The sequence below is a fragment of the Paenarthrobacter sp. 22069 genome (genome assembly GCF_052046035.1).
GTDB lineage: Bacteria > Actinomycetota > Actinomycetes > Actinomycetales > Micrococcaceae > Arthrobacter.
Window position 1 is genome coordinate 81,218 of sequence record NZ_JBQEQF010000020.1, and the last position, 18,239, is coordinate 99,456.

Consider the following 18,239-nt stretch of genomic DNA (forward strand, 5'->3'; position numbering starts at 1 on the left):
TTCAACGCCTCCCTGCCGGGACGGAAAGCCCTGCCAGAGCGGCCGTGGAGCGGAGGTATTCCAGGTTGTCCGCTGTGCGTTCGGCCAGGGGAAGCTCGGTGGAGAAGTCCTCCACAGTCACCCAGCCGTCATAGCCAAATGCCGCGAGTGCCTTGAAGTACTGGAGGACACTGCCCTGGCCCGAACGCAGCGGAGCCCACTCGTTCCGGTAGATGGCGGCCCCGGACTCGTCGGTTTCGCCGCTGTTGACCCAGACCGCGTTTTTGACGTGGACATGGGCCAGGTAGTCGCCCAGGAGCTCGAACGCCGGCAGATAGTCTTCCTGGCCTTCGATGAGCAGGTTGCCCAGGTCATGGATGACGCCCACGTGCTGGGGATCCAGTCCGTCCAGCAGCCGGAGCGCGGAGGAGGCGGAGGCCGTGATGGTTCGGTGGTGCAGTTCCACGAGCGCCTTCACTCCATGGTGGGCAGCCCGTTCGGCGATCCATTCGAAGTCCCGGCGGGCTCGGTCGAAAAGCTCCGGGTAGGGGGTACCGCTGGCCGGTTCGTTTCCCCATGCCGCGGTGCCCAGCGGGAGCGTGGTCACCCTGACTTTTTCCGCGCCCAGGCGGGCGGTGGCGGCAAGCATCCGGTCGACGTCGGCGTGGTTGTCGCACCTGGCGTATCCGCCGACGCCGGAGAACTCCAGGCCCGCGGTGCTGGTGATGGCCGCGATCCAGTCCAGATGCTCCTCCATTCCAGTGAGCGGGAGCGTGGCCCTGTTGCCGGCCCAGAAACCGGGTTCCGCCGCATCCGCCTGGTCCGTGATACGCCATTCGACGCCGTCCCAGCCCTGGTCCGCGAGGTGCTGGACGGCCTCTTCCGGCGTCCATTCCGGGGTTGATGCCGTAAATACTGAAAACTTCATAGCCTCAAGCGCTTTCTGCCGCATTGTTGCCCGTGCGGACTTCGAGATCGTTGTACTTGCCCGCCAGAACGTCATCGAAGAGGACGGGCTGGCCCAAGGTGGCCGATACGTACACGGCCCGCACCGCTGCGAGCGCGTTGACGGCGTCGCTGACAGTGACGCCTGGCTGCCGCCCGGCGGCGATCGCGGCCAGGATGTCCCGGTATTGCCGGACGTGCCCCGCGGGGTACGTGGTGGGGTCCGCGGCTTTGTAGTCCTCCTCCGGGTACTTGGCCAGTTCCTCCTCGGCCTGGTTGCCACCGCCCTGAAGGCCCATGTCCGCGGACTCGCCGCCGGCGTCCCTGCTGTGGAAGTACTGCAGCCGGTCGTTGTCCACCACGGCTGATCCTTCAGACCCCATGAGCTGGACGCGGACGGTCAGCCCGGGGTAGGCGGCAGTGGTGGCGTGCAGCACTGCCAGTCCCCCGTTTTCGAAGGTGACCGTGGCGACGGCGGTGTCCTCCACTTCGATCCGTTCGTGGGCCAGCCGGGCGGTGTGCGCATGGATCTCCACCGGACGTCCCATGAACCACAGCAGCAGGTCCACTGTGTGGACGCCCTGGTTCATGAGGGCGCCGCCGCCGTCCATGGCCCACGTGCCGCGCCAGTCGCCGGAGTCGTAGTAGCCCTGGCTGCGCCACCAGGCCACGGAAGCGATGGCGGAGGTCAGCCGGCCGAAGCGGCCCTTGGCGATGGCATCGGCAACAGCAACGCTCGACTGGTCAAACCGGTGCTGGCTGATGACCGAGGCTACGATCCCCTTGCCGGCGGCTTCCTTTGCCGCGGCTTCGATCTCCTGCGCCCGCGTTAGGTCCACGTCAAGGGGCTTTTCGATCACCACGTGCTTGCCGGCGGCCAACACTTCCAGTCCCTGCTGGATGTGGAGGCCGCTGGGCGTTGCCAGCGCCACCAGGTCAATGTCCACCGCCGCAAAGGCTTCCGCAAGCGTGCTGAACTGCGGCGGCCGCTGCCCGCCCTGCTGCTCGATGAAGTCGGCGAGCGCTTCGGAAGCGGCCGGAATGGCATCCACCAGCGCCACAATCCGGGCATCCGGGAAGGACTGGAGGGCTACGGCGTGGGTGCGCCCGATGACGCCGCACCCGGTGATGGCTACGTTCAAGGTGCTCATGCGGTCTGGACTCCTGCTTCTGCGGTGACTTTTGCGAAGGCCCGGGCTGCGATGCCGAAGGCTGTGGGGCCGGAGAACCCGCCCAGCCCGTGGGCGCCGGCGAGGTGCGGCTCCAAGGACGCGAAGCCCTGGTACCCGTCAGCCTTCAGCGCTTCGACGGTCCGGAGCACGTCCCCGTCTCCCTCCCCAGCCGGGACGACGTGGCCGTTTGCAAACAATGCGTCCTTGACCTGCAGGTATTCAAGGTGGGGACGGAGCTTGGCGTACCCCTCGTCGAAGGGTTTGACCCCCACCTGGACGAAGTTCGCGGCGTCCCACGCGACCTTCAGGGCGGGCGAATTGACGGTCTTTATGATGTCCAGCACGCGGTCGGGGACATCCCCGAAAATGTCCTTTTCGTTCTCGTGCAGGAGGATGACGGCGGCTTCCTCTGCCACTTCCGCCAGCGCCCGCATGCGTTCCATGACGTCGTCGCGGATGCTCTCCACCTGCACGGAGTCCCCGTAGTAGAAGGAGAAGATGCGGATGTACCGTGCATTCAGGACTTTGGCGGCGTTCACTGCCCGGCGCAGCCGTTCCACCTCGTGCTCGACGGGAAGGCTGACGTCCACCTTGCCAATCGGGGAAGCGATCGCTGAGACCTTCATGCCCTTCTCGTTCAGCAGGGTGGCAAGGGCCTGGAGCTGTTCGTTGCTGAGGTCCACGATGTTGGTCCCCCAGGCGCTGCGGACTTCGATGTGGTTCGCGCCGAGGGCCTGCAGCACTGCGATCTGGAGTGCGGGGTCGTCGTCGATCTCATCGCCGAAGCCTGACAACTGCCATGTGGTCTGCGTGGTCGAAACCATGGTTATTTAACTCCTCCGGCGGTCAGCCCGCCTACTAGGTAACGCTGGAAAATCAGGTAGAGAATGACCACCGGCGCGGCGCACACCAGGGCCGCCGCCATCATCTGGCCGTAGTACGGGATGGCGCCGCCTTCCTGCGAGGCACCGAAAATTTGGAGCGCGACGGCGGCGGTCTGGCTTTCGGGCCGGGTCATCACCGATGCGAAGAGGACATCGTTCCAGCCGAGCAGGAAGGCGAAGATGCCAGAGACAACGATGCCGGGCCAGCTCAGCGGCAGGATGATCCGGAACAGCACGCCGAGGTTGGACGCGCCGTCAATCCTTGCTGCTTCTTCGAGTTCCTTGGGAAGCCCGCGCAGGTAGGTGACCATCACCCAGGTGGAGAACGGCATGGCGAACGTCAGGTAGGTGACGAACAGCCCCCACTGGGTGCCGATGACCTGAATACCGAGGTAGGTAGCGGCCGAGGAAAAGAGAACGAACACCGGCAGCACCATCAGCGTTCCGGGAACGGACTGCAGTGCCAGCAGGCCGCGGAGGATGGTCAGCCTGCCCCGGAAGGTGTAACGGACCAGGACGAACGCCGTGGAAACGGACATTGCGGCGGAGACCACTGCGGTGGCGCCGGCCACCAGGACGCTGTTGGTGAGGCCGGTGGCCAGGCCCACGCTGGTCCAGATCTTCGAGTAGTTCTCGAACGTGACCGAGGACGGCCAGAACTCGCCGTTAGCGACCCCGATGTCCGAGTTCACCGAGGCCAGGAAGATGTACAACACCGGAATCAGGACCAGGGCGCCCAGGAAGACCAGGACGAAGATCAGCAAAGGCGTGGGCAGAAGCCTCAGGACCTCGTGCTGGCGGTGCGAACCTGGACGTTCGACGGCGACGGTGCCCGGACTGTGACGCGTGGCTGTCGTGGTGCTCATTTCTTGCCTCCTGGGGTGTCGGCGTCGTCAAGCTTGACGGCACGCAGGTAGACGAACAGCGGGATGGCGATGAGCACCAGGGAGATAAAGGCCATCGCGGCGCTCAGGCCAAACCGGAAGCTCTGGAAGCTCGTGACATACGTCAGGATGGGGAGGACTTCGACGTCGGCCGGGGCCGGGACGCCGAACAGCACGAACGGCAGGGTGAAGTTGTTGATGTGGTGCAGCATCCCGATCAGGAAGGCCAGCGACAGCGGGCCCTTCAGGTAGGGGAAGACCACGTACCGCAACTTGTTCCACCACAGTGCCCCGTCCAGGGCTGACGCCTCATGCACCTCGTGGTCCACGGACTGCAGGCCGGACAGCGCCAGCAGGTAGATGAACGGCCAGGACGCCCAGATCTGGACCAGGACCAGCGTCCAGAAGGTCTGCGGTCCGTTGAGCCACAGCCCCACGTGGATCCCCACGGTGGCAAGGGCTTCATCGACAATTCCGCCGGGCTGGAGCATGGTCCGCCACACGGTCGCGACTACGAAGGACGGAAGGACGTACGGGATCAGGAAGATGGAACGGATTACCGCCCGGCCCTTGAAGGCGTTCTGTGTTGCCACCGCGGCGGCGATACCCAGGGGCAGCGTGACCACCATGGCCAGCAGCGAGTAGCTGACGCTGAGCCATACGGCGTGGAGCAGGGGCGAATTGGTGACTGCTTCAACAAAGTTTTCGGCTCCGATGAGCGGTGCGCTGATCCATTTCCGCAGGGTGTACTGGTCCAGATTGAGGACGGACATGTAGATGCCCAGCAGCAGCGGGACCACGATGATGATAATCATCAGGGCTCCGCCCGGGATCAGCATCCAGAGCGGGCGGTTCCGTTCACTCAGGCCCTTGCGGCGCAGTCCGCCCTTGTGGCCGGGCTGGCGCCCGGTGTCGTCAGCGGGGCGGGGCGCCCGGCCTGCGGCGGTATCCGCAGGCCGGACTTCATGGGAGGCGTCGGTTGACATCAGAACCTATCCTTTGGAGGCCCGGTCCAGGGAAGCCTGGCCCTTGTTCTGGGCGTCCTTGATCCTTTGCTCGAGGGCGGACTCGTCCACCTTGCCGGCGGCCAGGTCGGGGACGGACTGGACCGTGACGTTAAGGAGCCCCAGCTGGATATCGCCCCAGGCACCGGTGAACGGCGTCGCCTTGGACTTGGCGGCGGCGTCAGCGAGCGGCTTGAGCTTGGGGTCCGTCAGGCTGGCGAGGGCTTCGGCGTTGGCCGGGAGGTCACCGAAGGTCTTCTGGTAGTTCAGCTGCTCGTCCTTGGAGGTGATGAGCTTGATGTAGGCGAAGGCAAGGTCCTTCTGCTTTGAGTAGTCAGCCACTACCAGGTTGTCGCCCGAGAGGATGCTGGCGGCGTCGCCGTCGGACTTGGACTGCGTTTCACCCGGAGCGATGGTGGGCATCAGCGTGTATTCGTACTTGCCCGCGATTGCCGACTTGTCCAGGGTGGGGATGGAGCTGGAGGTGGTCATCATCAGGTAGCCCGCCTTGCCGCTGGCGAACGCTGCCACGGCGTTGCTGTTGCTCCAACCCACAGAGGCGGGGTCAACCACTTTGTCGTTGGTCAGCCAGCCGAAGTAGGTTTCGTAGGCCTTCTTGACGGTGGGGTCGTCCATCTTCAGCTTGTTGCCGTCCACCAGCGGGTTGCCGGCCTGGACGGACATGGCCCAGATGAACTTCCACGGGTCGAAGTTGTCCTTGTAGCCGGTGGCAATGCCGTAGGTGTCGCCCTTGGTCATCTTCTTGGCCTGGGCTGCCAGCTCGTCCCAGCTTGTGGCGGGCTTGTCGATGCCAGCCGCGGCCAGCAGGTCCTTGTTGTAGGCCATGACGAAGGGGCGGCTGACGAAGGGGATGCCGGCCTGGTGGTCCTTGTCCGGTCCGGAAATGCCCAGGGCGGCCTGGTTGAAGCGATCCTTGCCGCCAACAGCCTTCCAGTCGTCGTCCGAGAGGGTGACAAAGGCCTTGGTGGCGCAGGCAGTCGGCGTGAAAGTGGTGCCGAGTCCATAGATGTCAGGTCCCTGGCCCGAGACCACTGAGGTCTGGATACGGGTGAGCTCGTCATTGGCGGAGGCGAAGGTTTCGAATTTCACGTCGGCGCCGGTCTCAGCCTTGAACTTGGCGGCGATATCGCTCTGCCACTGTTTCTGCTGTTCGGGGTACTGGCTCAGAACGCCGACCAGGACGTTGAGGGTTTTGCCTGTACCGTCCACTTTTCCATTCGCGTTGGTTGAGCCTCCGCTGTTGCCGGAGCCTCCGGATCCACAACCGGTCAGGGCGAGTGCTGCAGCCGTGACAATTGCCGCGAGCCCAGTAGTCGATTTAAACCTCATTGTTTTTCTCCTCTAGGACACCCACATGGCCACATCCGTCCTGTGGCGGAAATCACTGCAGGCGACTCGAGTGCAAGTCTAGGAAGGTGGCAAGTAAGTGGCAAGCGGTTGCCAAAAGTTGCCATAAATGCTCAGATAGATGCATCGCAAGTTAGGGCACGCCGGCGGAAAATTGCCGTGGCGGTTGGTCCAGCCAGCAAGGAAAGGTCCACCGTCATGCCTGATTCAGGGGCTGCAGACACCGCCGGGAGAACCTCGAACGCGGCAATCCGGCGGGACCGCCCACCCACCATCCGCGACGTTGCCGAGCTGGCCGGCGTTGCCACCTCCACTGTGTCCCGGGCCCTCGCCCGGCCTGACAGGGTGAACCCCAGGACGCGGCTGCGGATCGAAGAGGCAGCGGCGGAACTTCATTACGTGCCGAGCTCGCAGGCCCGGGGGCTCAGCTCGGGACGGACCAACGCCGTGGCCGTGCTGGTACCGGATATCACCAACCCGTTTTACTTCGACATCATCCGCGGCACCCAGCACCAGCTCAAGGCCGCGGGCGTGACACAGCTCCTGGTGGACACCGAGGAATCCAGCGAAATGGAGCTCGATGCACTGCACAAGATGCGCAAATCCGCGGACGGATTTATCCTGGCGGCCTCACGCCTGACCGACGCCCAGCTGGCCGAGGTTTCGCAGTCACAGCCGCTGGTGACCTTCAACCGCGCATCCACGAGCGCGCCGACGGTGATGATCGATACGCCGTCCGCCATCATCCAGGCCTTGGAACACCTTTCCTCGCTGGGCCACCACAAGGTCTGCTACGTGGCGGGGCCGCCCACCTCATGGTCCAACCAAATGCGGTGGAAGGTCTTCGAAGAGGACGCGACGAAGCGCGGGATGGAGGTGCACCGGATCGGCCCCTACACCCCCAAGACCACGTCGGGGGCGGCGGCGGCGGATGCCGCGGTCAGGACGGGGGCAACGGCATGCATCGTGTTCAACGACTTGCTGGCCATCGGCATGCTCCAGCGGCTGCAGGCCCGAGGCATCAGGGTTCCGGCCGACATGAGCATCGTTGGCTCCGACGACATTTTCGGCGCGGACTTCTGCAATCCCCCGCTGACCACCATCTCAAGTCCCATTGAGCAGGCCGGACGGGTGGCGGTGTCAATGCTGCTGGCCCAGCTCAACCCGCTTGCGGGCAACGCCAGCCGCCAGCTTGCCGTCATGCCAACTCACCTGACCATCCGGGAGTCAACCGGGCCGGCACCGGCCTGAACGCATCGATTGCTCCGTAATTGCCGTTTTCAGCGCTCAAAAGGACAGTTATGTGGGCCCACACCGCAGGGTTCCCTGGCCGAGCTTGCGAGGTTAGGGTGCCGGTGGGGAGCAGTCGATGGTGGTGGACGCCCAGACCCAGCCCACGCACGGGGCGGGCGTGCACGGCGGGAACCAGCCGCCGTCGTACGCCCGCCTTTGGAACGCGGCGCTTACGCTTCCGCCAGCACGGCCCCGGTGGGAACCTCTGCCGGAACGCCGGGCTCGCCGCGGCCGTACAGCCAGTCGTTGTACTGGAAGTTGTTGTCACCCCGGCTCTTGAACAGCATGTTCCGCAGGACCCTGGCCACACCGCCCACGTGCCAGGACTCGCCCCAAATCCGCGCGGTCCGCTGCACGCGGGCTGTCCGGCTGGCGCGGGCCTCATTGAATTCGCCGAACGCAGCTTCCCAGGCACCGGCGTCGATGCCCTTAGCTGTGAAGACCTTGTCGCGGGACACGTCCTGCAGGACAGCTGCGTCCTCCAGCGCCTGGCAGGCACCCTGGGCCAGGTACTGCAGCATCGGATGGGCGGCATCGCCGATGAGGGCCATCCTGCCGGAAACCCAGTTCTCGATCGGGTTGCGGTCATACATGGGCCAGCGGATGCCGGTGGCCAGGTTCTTCAGGGCTTCCTGCACGGCGGGGACGCAGTCCTTGTAGGCTGCCTGGAGTTCGTCCACGCCGCCGTACTGCTCTTCGCCGCGTTCGAACGACGGGGACTTGAACACGGCCACTGTGTTGAGCAGCTGGCCCTTGCGGAGCGGGTACTGGACAAGGTGGCAGTTCGGGCCGAGGTAGACGATGACGTCCTCCAGGTCCGCGGCGGGAGTTTCCTCGGTGATGGGTACGGTTCCGCGGTACGCCACGTAGGCGGAGTTGACGGGGCCGTCGTTGGCAACGGTAGCCCGGAGGGTGGACTTGAGCCCGTCTGCAGCCAGGATGGCGTCGGCCTCGAACACCTCACCCTTGGCGGTGTGGGCGCGGGCGCGGTCGCCGTCGGTCTCCACCTTCTGCACCAGGACGTCGTTCACCAGGGTGACGCCGGCGGCCTGGCATGCCTCGAGCAGGATCCGGTGAAGGTCGCTGCGGTGGATGACGACGTAGGGGGCGCCGTAGCGTTCCTCGAACTCGCCGCCCAGGCTCTGTCGGGTGAGTTCCTCGCCGGTGATGGCATCGCGGAACACCAGGTGCTTGGGCTGGACGCCGATTTCGAGCGCCTTTTCCAGCAGGCCCCAGCGCTTGAGGACGCGGGAGGCGTTGGGGGCCATCTGGAGGCCGGCCCCGACTTCGCCGAAGGCAGGTGCCACTTCTACGAGGGTGACGTCGGCGCCGTTTTCGCGCAGCGCCAGCGCTCCGGCAAGCCCGGCCATGCCGCCGCCCACTACCAGGACGTCGGTGGACGCTTTGACGTTAGACATTGGAAACTCCTACTGCTGTTGATTTCTTGATTTTGGTACCGACGGCTGCGAGCAGGACTGCTGCTGCTGCGGCTGCTCCGGCAAATGCCAGGAAGTTCGAGTTGACGCCCAGACCCGCTGCGAGCAGGAGCCCGCCGGCCTGGGGAGCTGCAACTGCTCCGATCCGCCCCACGCCCAGCGCCCAGCCGAGGGCTGTGCCGCGGAGGTGCGCCGGGTAGTGGCTGGCCACGGCGGCGATGATCAGGCACTGCGTGCCGTGTGTTCCCACGCCGGCGAGGACCAGCATGAGGTAGACGACGGCGACCGGCGGCCCGGTCACCAGGACCACCAGGGCGGCGGCGGCCACAGCGGCTGCCGCAATTGCGGTGGGGACGGGCCCGAACCTGGTGCCTGCCCAGGCGGTCAGCACCGAGCCCGCCACTGCGCCCAGGTTGAGGGCCAGCGCGAACGTCAGGGCGGACCCAAGGTTGTACCCGGCCAGCTGCATGAGGTTGGGCAGCCAGGTGCCCAGGCCGTACCAGGCGAAGAGGGTCACCAGGGTGCCGATGGCGAACAGCAGGCTGGTGCCGAGGTAAGGCGCCCGAAGCAGGGACCCGAACCCGACGGCGTCCTTGGCGGTGCTGCCCTGGGCTGCGCCCTTGGGGCCGGGCGCCAGCGTCTCCGGCAGGTAGCGGATGCCCAGCGGGATGACCACCAGCAGGGCAACGACGGCCACCAGGAACATAACTGGCCAGCCGAAGGCAGGGATCAGCGGGATGCCCACCAACGCTGCGATGGAGCCGCCGATGGGAACACCGGACATCATGAGCGTGGCAATGGTCGAGCGCCATTTTTCCGGGACGAGCTCGGCCACCAGGGCGTTGGCGGAAGGCACCAGGCCGCCCAGGCCGATGCCCGCCAGGAGGCGGAGGCCGCCGAAGACCGGCGCGTTGGGGGCAAAAGCGCAGAAGATGGTGAAGACGGAGAACACGATGGCGCAGCCGATGATGGTGCGCCGCCGGCCCCAGGTATCGGACATGCGGCCGGCGAAGACCGCTCCGATCATCATGCCGACGAAGGCCATCGACCCGATGGTGCCGGCGGTGGCCTTGGTCAGGCCCCAACCGGTGTTGTTGATGAGGGAGCCCTGGACCGTGCCGTAGACGATCAGGTCATAGCCGTCGAAAACGACCAGCAGCCAGCACACCAGGACGGCGAGCATGGAACGCCGGGGAAACCCGGAAAAGCCTCCACCCGTGGCGGGGGCGGCCGTGCGCTGCGGCGCTGCAGCGGAAGTTGTGTGATTCATCCCACCACTGTGCTGGCAGGCAAGCCCGTAGGCACATAACATTCTGTCATGCAGAATCTTCCTGCCCGGCGTAAGCCCACTTATTCCATTGAAGCGGTGGACAACGCCCTGCAGCTCCTCCAACTCCTGCGGGACGTGGGCAGCCTGCGCCTCAAGGACGCCGCGGCCGAGCTGGGGGTGGCCCCGTCCACCGCGCACCGACTCCTGGCCATGCTGGTCTACCGGGGTTTCGCCGTCCAGGACGAAACCCGCCGGTACGTTCCCGGCCCGGCCATGGGCGCAGGTCCAGCTGGATTCAGCTGGACGCGGCAGCTGCGGGACATCTCCCGCCCGCACATGGAACTGCTCTGCGCGCGCACCAACGAGACGGTGAACCTGATGATCCGGGTGGGTACCAAAGTCCGCTTCCTGGACACGGTGGAGAGCACCAACATCCTGCGTGTTGGGGACCGGCAAGGCACCCTGCTGCCGGCACACAGAGCGTCGGGCGGAAAGGCGATCCTCGCGGAACTGGACCAGGGCGTGCTGGAGCAGTTGTTCCGCAGCCCCAACGCGGAGCTGGCGGGCGACTACATTCCCGACGCCGAGTACCCGGCCTTCCTGCGCGAGCTTGAGTCCGTGCGCGCCAACGGTTTCGCCGCAAATTTCGAAGGCACCGAGGAGGGCATCAGCGCTTTCGGCATGGCACTGCACAACGGCCGGGGCATGGTGGTAGGAGCCTTGAGCGTGGCTACTCCGGTGGCCCGGTTCCGGCCCTTGTTCGATGCCGGATTGGTGGGCGTCATGATGGAAACCAAGCGCCAGCTGGAAATTGACATCGCGGCCCACCCGGCGGACGGAGCAGCAGGCAGCTGACCCCGCGGCGGCACGTGAATTCTGGCTGCCAGAATATGCTGGAGGTCACAGTGCATCCTTCCCTAAGGTCGAATCCACGCCGCAGTCAGTCCGCACGCAAGGAGAAGGCCAGTGTCGATCAGCGCTGAAAACCAAACCCACGAATCCGTGGCACAGGAACACCATGTTCCGGAGCCCACCCCCGAGGAAGCCGCCCAGCTCGAGCAGCTGTACAAGGATTTCGATAAGGAAAACCTGGTTCCGCTGTGGACGGAGATCGCGGACCTGATGCCCATGGTCCCGTCGCCCAAGGCAGTGCCGCACGTGTGGCGGTGGGATGATCTGTACCCGCTGGCTGCCCGCGCCGGCGACCTGGTGCCGGTGGGCCGCGGCGGGGAACGCCGTGCGATCGCCCTGGCGAACCCGGGCTTGGCCGGCACCCCGTATGCCACCCCCACCCTCTGGGCCGCGATCCAGTACCTGGGCGGCCACGAGACCGCCCCGGAACACCGCCACTCCCAGAACGCGTTCCGCTTCGTCGTCGAAGGCGAGGGCGTGTGGACGGTAGTGAACGGCGATCCCGTCCGCATGTCCCGCGGCGACTTCCTGCTCACCCCGGGCTGGAACTTCCACGGCCACCACAACGACACCGATGAACCGATGGCCTGGATCGACGGCCTGGACATCCCGTTCGTACACTACGCCGACGCCGGGTTTTTCGAGTTCGGCACCGAGCGCGTCACCGACGAGGCCACCCCGGACATCTCCCGTTCCGAGCGGCTTTGGGTCCACCCCGGCCTGCGCCCGCTCTCCGGCCTGGAGGACACCACCAACTCCCCCATCGCCGCCTACCGGTGGAAGTACACCGACGCCGCGCTGCGCGAGCAGCTGCTCCTCGAAGACGAGGGCCACCCGGCCACCGTCTCCCAGGGCCACGCCGCCATCCGCTACACCAACCCCACCACCGGCGGGGACGTCATGCCCACCATCCGGGCCGAGTTCCACCGCCTCCGGGCCGGCGCCTGGACCGAGACCGTCCGCGAGGTGGGCTCCAGCGTCTGGCAGGTCTTCGAAGGCACCGGCACCGTGACCCTCAACGGCGAAGCCAGGGTCCTGGCGAAGGGCGACCTGTTCGTAGTCCCGTCCTGGGCAGCCTGGTCCCTGCAGGCCGAAGCCGGCTCACAAACGGAGTTTGACCTGTTCCGGTTCAGCGACGCCCCCATCTTTGAGCGCCTGAACTTCAACCGCACCTACATCGAAGGACGCACCAAGTAATGAAACTCCTCACCCTCCGCCTGAACTCCGAAGGCACAGGCAACGGCACCAGCACGACGGCGGTCCGCCAGGACGGCGATACCCTCACCGAGATCCCGGGCTTCTCCGACGTCGGGGCCCTGCTGAAGGACCCCGCCTGGGAAACCACGGCGAAGGCGGCCAACGGCGCAACGCACGCCCTGGACGGTGCCGACCTTGCCGCCGTCGTGCCCGCCCCGGGCAAGATCATTTGCGTGGGCCACAACTACCGCAACCACATCAAGGAGATGGGCCGCGAGGTTCCGGAGCACCCCACCCTGTTCGCCAAGTACGCCGAATCCCTGATCGGCCCCAACGACGACCTGGCCCTGCCTCAGGAATCGGACACCGTGGACTGGGAAGCCGAACTCGCCATCGTGATCGGCAAGGCCGGCCGCCGCATCCCCGAGGCCCGGGCCGCAGATCATATCGCCGGGTACGCGGTGCTGAACGATATCTCGATGCGCGACTACCAGTTCCGCACCATCCAGTGGCTGCAGGGCAAGACCTGGGAGAAGTCCACCCCGTTCGGCCCGGCCCTGGTCACCAAGGACGAGTTCACGCCCGGCCCGCTGATGACCTCGGCCGTGGACGGCGACGTCCAGCAGTCCACCCCCACCTCGGACCTGGTGTTCACCCCGGAGTTCCTGGTCTCCTACATCTCCACCATCATCACCCTGAACCCGGGCGACGTCATCGCCACCGGCACCCCAGGCGGCGTGGGCCACGCCCAGGATCCCAAGCGCTACCTGCAGGAAGGCCAGGTCCTGGTGACCACCATCGAGGGCCTGGGCCAGCTGACCAACCGCGTGGTCAAGGAAGCCTGATGGTTGCCCGGCACGACCAGACCACCGATCCTGTCCTGCTCGACGGGCTCCTGCAGGCCCGGCGCGGCACCGCGTTCTTCGCCCGCAAGCTCAACGAGCTCACCGACGGGGACCTGGACGGGGACTCGCTGCTGCCGGGCTGGACCCGCCGCCACGTCGTAGCCCACGTGGGCTACAACGCCCGGGCCGTCGCACGGCTGGTCGAATGGGCAGCCACCGGCGTGGAAACACCGATGTACCCTTCCGTTGAGGTCCGCAACCACGAGATCGACTTCGGCGCCACCCTCTCCCCCATCGCGCTGCGGAACCTGTTCGACCACTCCGCCGTGCACCTGAACGTCGAGTGGCGGGACCTGCCCGCAGATTCCTGGCACCACAAGGTCAAGACCGTCCAAGGCAGGACCGTCCCCGCCGAGGAAACCGTCTGGATGCGCACCCGTGAAGTATGGGTCCACGCCATCGACCTGGACAACGGGGCAACCTTCAAGGACATCCCTGAAACCGTCCTGGCCCGCCTCCTCAAGGACATCACCAGCGCCTGGAACGCCCGCGGCACCGACAACGGGCTCCTCATCATGGTGGACGGCACCGGCATGGTCTTCGGCGACACCGCGGCCGCCTCGCCCACCGTGGTGTCCGGTTCCCTGGCCGCCATTGCCCAGTGGGCCACCGGACGGGGCACGGACGGAACCAGGGCACAGCACGACGGCGGCTCCATCACCCCGGTGCCCCGGGCACCGGCCTGGATCTGACGACGGGCGCACCATTCCGTGCCCAATGGCGGGCCAGCACGGCTGGCCCGCCATTGGCGTTGCTGCCGCGCCCTTTTTCCTGGGCCGGGCCGCCGCCTCGGACTGGAAACCAAAAATGCTCCATGGGAGTTGGAACAGATTCCATAATCCCGCCCCACAAGGCTGGATAGCATGAGGTATCCGGACAGAGCCGTCCGGCAGGACCAATGCAAAAGGACAACCCATGGCCGCGGTTACGGTGGATGACATCCTCTCGGATCTTCCCCTTGGCTTCGCCAGCCTCATCCTCCGGCCCGCGTCTTCAGCGCCGGACATCGAACGGTTCCTGATCGTCGACGCCGACGATGAGGGCGTCCAAGCCGGCGGGGCATTTGTGCTGCTCATCGGCGTCCGCGGCCGCTCTGCGCTGCCTGCCATCCGGCGCCTCCTGGACAATCCGCCGCCCGTGGTGGCGGTGAAGGGCAACCGGGAAGATGCCGCCGAGGCCGAGGAACTCCTCAGCGCCGCCGGTTCCGGGCTCCTCCTGGTGGACCCGGCCGCTGACTGGGACCGCCTGCTCTCCATTGCCAAGGACCGGATCCAGCCCCGCAGCTACGAACGCGAGGTACTCACCCTCCTTGAGGAAGACCTGTTCGCCATCGCCCAGACAACCGCCCGGCTGACCTCCAGCCACGTCCTGGTCGAGGATGCGGCCAACAAGGTCCTTGCCTACTCCACCGTCACCAACGACATCGATGAACTCCGGAAAGCATCCATCCTGTCCCGGCGCGGTCCGAGGAAGTATGAACTGCTGCTCAAGGACCTGGGCGCCTACCGCGAGCTCCACCGCACCCGCCAGCCCGTGCGTGTACCTGCCAGGCCCCAGGACGGCCTCCGGGAAAGGGTGGCAATCGCGCTCTTCGCCGGCGAACGGATCATGGGGTACATCTGGCTGCAGGAAACCGGCGACGGCTTCGGTCCCGACGTCGAATACGTGCTCACCGGGTCCGCGGCGCGGGTATCCGCCGAACTCATCCGCTACCGCAACCAGCAGTCCGTCCACATGCGGGAGGACCGGATTGCACGGATCCTCTCAGGCCCGGCAGAAGCCGCCGCCAGTGCACACAGCGGCAAGATCCCGTCGGAGCGTCCCGCAGCACTCCTCCTGATCGGCATGTCCGACGCCGACTCCCGGGCTGAAGACGCGGCACTCAAGCACGGGGAGCTTGCCAACCTTGCCTCCATCCACGCCGCTGCCTACAAGGCATCCGCCGTCGTCGGGCAGTTCAACGGTGACACCGCCATCATCATGCCTGACCTGCATTCCGGCACCGCGGAAGCAGGGCTGCGGGCCCTCGCAGAAGCGATCGTGAGGGACGCCGCCAAACACCTTGGCATTACCCCGTCCGCCGCGGTGGGGCCGCTGGCCCCGGACCTGCTGTCCATCCACACCGCCACCGGAATCACCGAGGCGCTTCTGGCCTGCGTGCGCAGCGCGGAGGCCGGGTCAGTGGCCACCGTTGACGACTTCGAAGCCGAAATCCTCTACCGCCAGGCGGTGCGCAACTTCCACGATGCGCCTTTCCGCCACCGCAGCCTGGCGGCGCTGCTCCTCGACGACGCCGAACTGGCAACAACACTGCAGGCGTATTTCGATGCCTCTTTCGACGTCGCCGAATGCGCCAAACGGATGAAGCTGCACAAAAACACGGTGTACTACCGCGTTGCCAAGGCTGTCCGGGTCACCGGCCTGGACTTCGGCAACCCCCGCGACTCCCTGGTGGCCCTGCTCCATCTCCAGGAATGGGCCGCCTCCAACGACAATCCAGGCAGGAAATGAGCACCACACTCAGCGCACCACCCCTTGGCCTCCTCCTCGGGGACATCGTCCGGCGTCACCGCCCGCAGAAAAAAGAAGGAACCGTTCCGGGAAACATCCCTTTCCTGGCCACGGTCCCCTTCGACCGCTTCGGTATCGCCGTCGCCACCACCTCCGGTGAAGTCTTCAGTTCCGGCGATGCCAACGTTCCCTTCTCCATCCAAAGCATCTCCAAGGTGTTCACCCTGGCCATGGCGCTGCAGGGAAGCCGCTCCGCCCGCCTGTGGTCGCGGGTGCTGCGCGAACCTTCCGGAACGGCCTTCAATTCGCTGGTCCAGCTCGAAGCCGAGCACGGCATCCCCCGCAATCCCTTCATCAACGCCGGCGCCCTGGTGGTCACCGACCACCTGATGGAAGAGACGCCCGACGCCGCCACGCAGCTCCTGCAGTTCCTCACCAAACAAGCGGGCGCGGAGGAAGGGACAGCAAGCCACGGCCCGTCGATCGACGAAGCCGCCGCTGCGGGCGAACTGGCGGGCAGCAGCCGCAACCTGGCGCTGGCGCATTTCCTGAAGGACTTCGGCAACCTCACCCAGCCCGCGGAATCGGTGGTGGAGAACTATGTCCGCCAGTGCTCCATCATGATGAGCTGCGTCCAGCTGGCCAAGGCCGGCCTGTTCCTCGCCAATGACGGCCAGGGAACCTCCGGCAGGGTGTTGAGCCCGAGCGAGGCCAAGCGGATCGGATCCATCATGCTGACCTGCGGCATGTACGACGCCGCCGGCGAATTCGCGTACCGGGTGGGCCTGCCCGGAAAGAGCGGTGTGGGCGGAGGCATCCTGGTCATCGTCCCGGGACAGTGCGCCATCTGCGTCTGGAGCCCGCGCCTTGATGCCAAGGGCAACTCCCTTGCCGGCACCGCCGCCCTTGCCGACCTCTCCGACCGCACCGGCTGGTCAGTTTTCTAATTTTCCCCATCCAGCAAGATCTTCCCCGGATCGAAAGGAATACCCATGCCCAACAACCCCAATGACGAGGTTGAATTCGACCACTTGATTGATGGTGGTCATGCGCATGCGTCCGAGACCTCCCTGCACGCCGAGGACAAGGGTTACCACAAGAACCTCAAGCCGCGGCAGATCCAGATGATCGCGATCGGCGGTGCGATCGGTACCGGCCTGTTCCTGGGTGCCGGCGGCCGGCTCAACGCCGCGGGCCCGTCCCTGGTCATCGCGTACGCGGTGTGCGGGTTCTTCGCGTTCCTGATCCTGCGCGCCCTGGGCGAACTGGTCCTGCACCGGCCTTCCTCGGGCTCGTTCGTTTCCTACGCCCGTGAATTCTTCGGCGAAAAAGCCGCGTTCGTCTCCGGCTGGTTCTACTGGATCAACTGGGCCACCACCACCATCGTGGACATCACCGCCGCCGCCCTCTACATGCACTTCTTCGGCAACTACATCCCCTGGATGGCCGACGTCCCGCAGTGGGCCTGGGCACTGACCGCCCTCATCGTGGTCCTGGCACTGAACCTGGTCTCCGTGAAAGTCTTCGGCGAAATGGAATTCTGGTTCGCCCTGATCAAGGTCGCAGCCCTGGTCGCGTTCCTGATCATCGGCACCTACTTCGTCATCTTCGGCACCCCCGTCTCCGGCCAGCCGGTGGGCATCAGCCTCCTGTCCGATAACGGCGGGATCTTCCCCAACGGCCTGCTGCCCATGATCATCCTCATGCAGGGCGTCCTGTTCGCCTACGCCTCCATCGAACTCGTCGGAACCGCCGCCGGCGAAACCGAAAACCCCGAAAAAATCATGCCCAAGGCCATCAACTCCGTGGTCTTCCGCATCGCCGTGTTCTACGTCGGCTCCGTGATCCTGCTGGCCCTGCTGCTGCCCTTCACCTCCTACCAAAAAGGCGTCAGCCCCTTCGTGACGTTCTTCGGCTCCATCGGCGTCCAGGGCGTGGACGTCATCATGAACCTCGTCGTCCTCACCGCGGCCCTGTCCTCGCTGAACGCCGGGCTCTACTCCACCGGCCGGATCCTGCGCTCCATGTCCGTCAACGGCTCGGCCCCCAAGTTCGCCTCCCGCATGAACAAGGCAGGCGTCCCCTACGGCGGCATCGCCATCACCGCCGTCGTGTCCCTCCTCGGGGTTCCGCTGAACTACCTGGTCCCGGCCGACGCCTTCGAAATCGTGCTGAACATCGCCTCCGTGGGCATCATCATGACCTGGGCCACCATCGTGCTCTGCCAGATCCAGCTCAAGCGCTGGGCCGACAAAGGCTGGGTCCAACGCCCCTCCTTCCGCATGTTCGGCGCCCCCTACACCGGCTACCTCTCCCTGCTCTTCCTGGTAGGGGTCCTCATCATGGTCTTCATCGACTCACCCCTGACCATGCTCGTCACCGCCATCGCCTGCATCCTCATGGTCGCCGGCTGGTACGCCTGCCGCACCCGCATCCGCCAAATCGCCGAAACCCGCGACGGCTACACCGGCACATCGCC

At 65.8% G+C, this 18,239-nt stretch carries 16 protein-coding genes; 8 read left to right on the forward strand and 8 right to left on the reverse strand.

The genetic code is table 11. The annotated features are described in order from the left end of the window. Position 1: 1 nt before the first annotated feature. The 6 genes from ACTJK0_RS16430 to ACTJK0_RS16455 are packed head-to-tail and all read right to left on the reverse strand — an operon-like array spanning position 2 to position 6,218. A complete protein-coding gene (locus ACTJK0_RS16430) occupies positions 2-907 on the reverse strand; it encodes a sugar phosphate isomerase/epimerase family protein (protein WP_440745906.1) in 906 nt (301 codons plus the stop codon). A gap of 4 nt (positions 908-911) precedes the next feature. After that, the gene (locus tag ACTJK0_RS16435; protein ID WP_440745907.1) at positions 912-2,075 is read right to left on the reverse strand and encodes a Gfo/Idh/MocA family protein; all 1,164 of its coding nucleotides are present in this window, start codon (positions 2,073-2,075) and stop codon (positions 912-914) included. Then, entirely contained in the window at positions 2,072-2,920 is an 849-nt protein-coding gene (locus ACTJK0_RS16440) for a sugar phosphate isomerase/epimerase family protein (protein ID WP_440745908.1), read from the reverse strand. Before ACTJK0_RS16440 ends, ACTJK0_RS16435 begins: the two co-directional genes overlap by 4 nt. Before the next feature lie 2 nt (positions 2,921-2,922). Next, positions 2,923-3,846, reverse strand: a complete 924-nt coding sequence (locus tag ACTJK0_RS16445) for a carbohydrate ABC transporter permease (protein WP_440745909.1) — start codon at positions 3,844-3,846, stop codon at positions 2,923-2,925. Beyond that, on the reverse strand, positions 3,843-4,850 hold the full coding sequence (locus ACTJK0_RS16450; protein WP_440745910.1) for a carbohydrate ABC transporter permease: 1,008 nt from the start codon (positions 4,848-4,850) through the stop codon (positions 3,843-3,845). Before ACTJK0_RS16450 ends, ACTJK0_RS16445 begins: the two co-directional genes overlap by 4 nt. A 6-nt stretch (positions 4,851-4,856) precedes the next feature. Then, positions 4,857-6,218 (reverse strand): ABC transporter substrate-binding protein, encoded by a 1,362-nt coding sequence (locus ACTJK0_RS16455; RefSeq protein ID WP_440745911.1) that lies wholly within the window; start codon positions 6,216-6,218, stop codon positions 4,857-4,859. 216 nt (positions 6,219-6,434) lie between these two features. Between ACTJK0_RS16455 and ACTJK0_RS16460 the strand changes: the two genes are divergently transcribed. Beyond that, a complete protein-coding gene (locus tag ACTJK0_RS16460; protein ID WP_440745912.1) occupies positions 6,435-7,487 on the forward strand; it encodes a LacI family DNA-binding transcriptional regulator in 1,053 nt (350 codons plus the stop codon). 212 nt (positions 7,488-7,699) lie between these two features. Here ACTJK0_RS16460 and ACTJK0_RS16465 read toward each other — a convergent pair whose 3' ends face one another. Next, positions 7,700-8,947: an FAD-dependent oxidoreductase gene (locus ACTJK0_RS16465; protein WP_440745913.1), complete on the reverse strand. Its 1,248-nt coding sequence runs from the start codon at positions 8,945-8,947 to the stop codon at positions 7,700-7,702. Further along, positions 8,940-10,235 (reverse strand): MFS transporter, encoded by a 1,296-nt coding sequence (locus tag ACTJK0_RS16470; protein ID WP_440745914.1) that lies wholly within the window; start codon positions 10,233-10,235, stop codon positions 8,940-8,942. The genes ACTJK0_RS16465 and ACTJK0_RS16470 overlap by 8 nt, the downstream gene beginning before the upstream one ends. 48 nt (positions 10,236-10,283) lie before the next feature. Here ACTJK0_RS16470 and ACTJK0_RS16475 point away from each other — a divergent pair, with 48 nt between their 5' ends. The 7 genes from ACTJK0_RS16475 to ACTJK0_RS16505 form a co-directional block, all read left to right on the forward strand. Further along, a complete protein-coding gene (locus tag ACTJK0_RS16475) occupies positions 10,284-11,090 on the forward strand; it encodes an IclR family transcriptional regulator (protein WP_440745915.1) in 807 nt (268 codons plus the stop codon). 111 nt (positions 11,091-11,201) lie between these two features. Beyond that, positions 11,202-12,344, forward strand: a complete 1,143-nt coding sequence (locus ACTJK0_RS16480) for a cupin domain-containing protein (RefSeq protein WP_440745916.1) — start codon at positions 11,202-11,204, stop codon at positions 12,342-12,344. Next, on the forward strand, positions 12,344-13,189 hold the full coding sequence (locus ACTJK0_RS16485) for a fumarylacetoacetate hydrolase family protein (RefSeq protein WP_440745917.1): 846 nt from the start codon (positions 12,344-12,346) through the stop codon (positions 13,187-13,189). Before ACTJK0_RS16480 ends, ACTJK0_RS16485 begins: the two co-directional genes overlap by 1 nt. Then, positions 13,189-13,941: a maleylpyruvate isomerase family mycothiol-dependent enzyme gene (locus ACTJK0_RS16490; protein WP_440745918.1), complete on the forward strand. Its 753-nt coding sequence runs from the start codon at positions 13,189-13,191 to the stop codon at positions 13,939-13,941. The genes ACTJK0_RS16485 and ACTJK0_RS16490 overlap by 1 nt, the downstream gene beginning before the upstream one ends. A 223-nt stretch (positions 13,942-14,164) precedes the next feature. Beyond that, on the forward strand, positions 14,165-15,760 hold the full coding sequence (locus ACTJK0_RS16495) for a PucR family transcriptional regulator (protein WP_440745919.1): 1,596 nt from the start codon (positions 14,165-14,167) through the stop codon (positions 15,758-15,760). Then, positions 15,757-16,707, forward strand: a complete 951-nt coding sequence (locus ACTJK0_RS16500; RefSeq protein ID WP_440745920.1) for a glutaminase — start codon at positions 15,757-15,759, stop codon at positions 16,705-16,707. The genes ACTJK0_RS16495 and ACTJK0_RS16500 overlap by 4 nt, the downstream gene beginning before the upstream one ends. Positions 16,708-16,752: 45 nt before the next feature. Further along, positions 16,753-18,239, forward strand: a 1,487-nt coding sequence (locus tag ACTJK0_RS16505; RefSeq protein ID WP_440745921.1) for an amino acid permease, incomplete at its 3' end; no start/stop codon positions are given.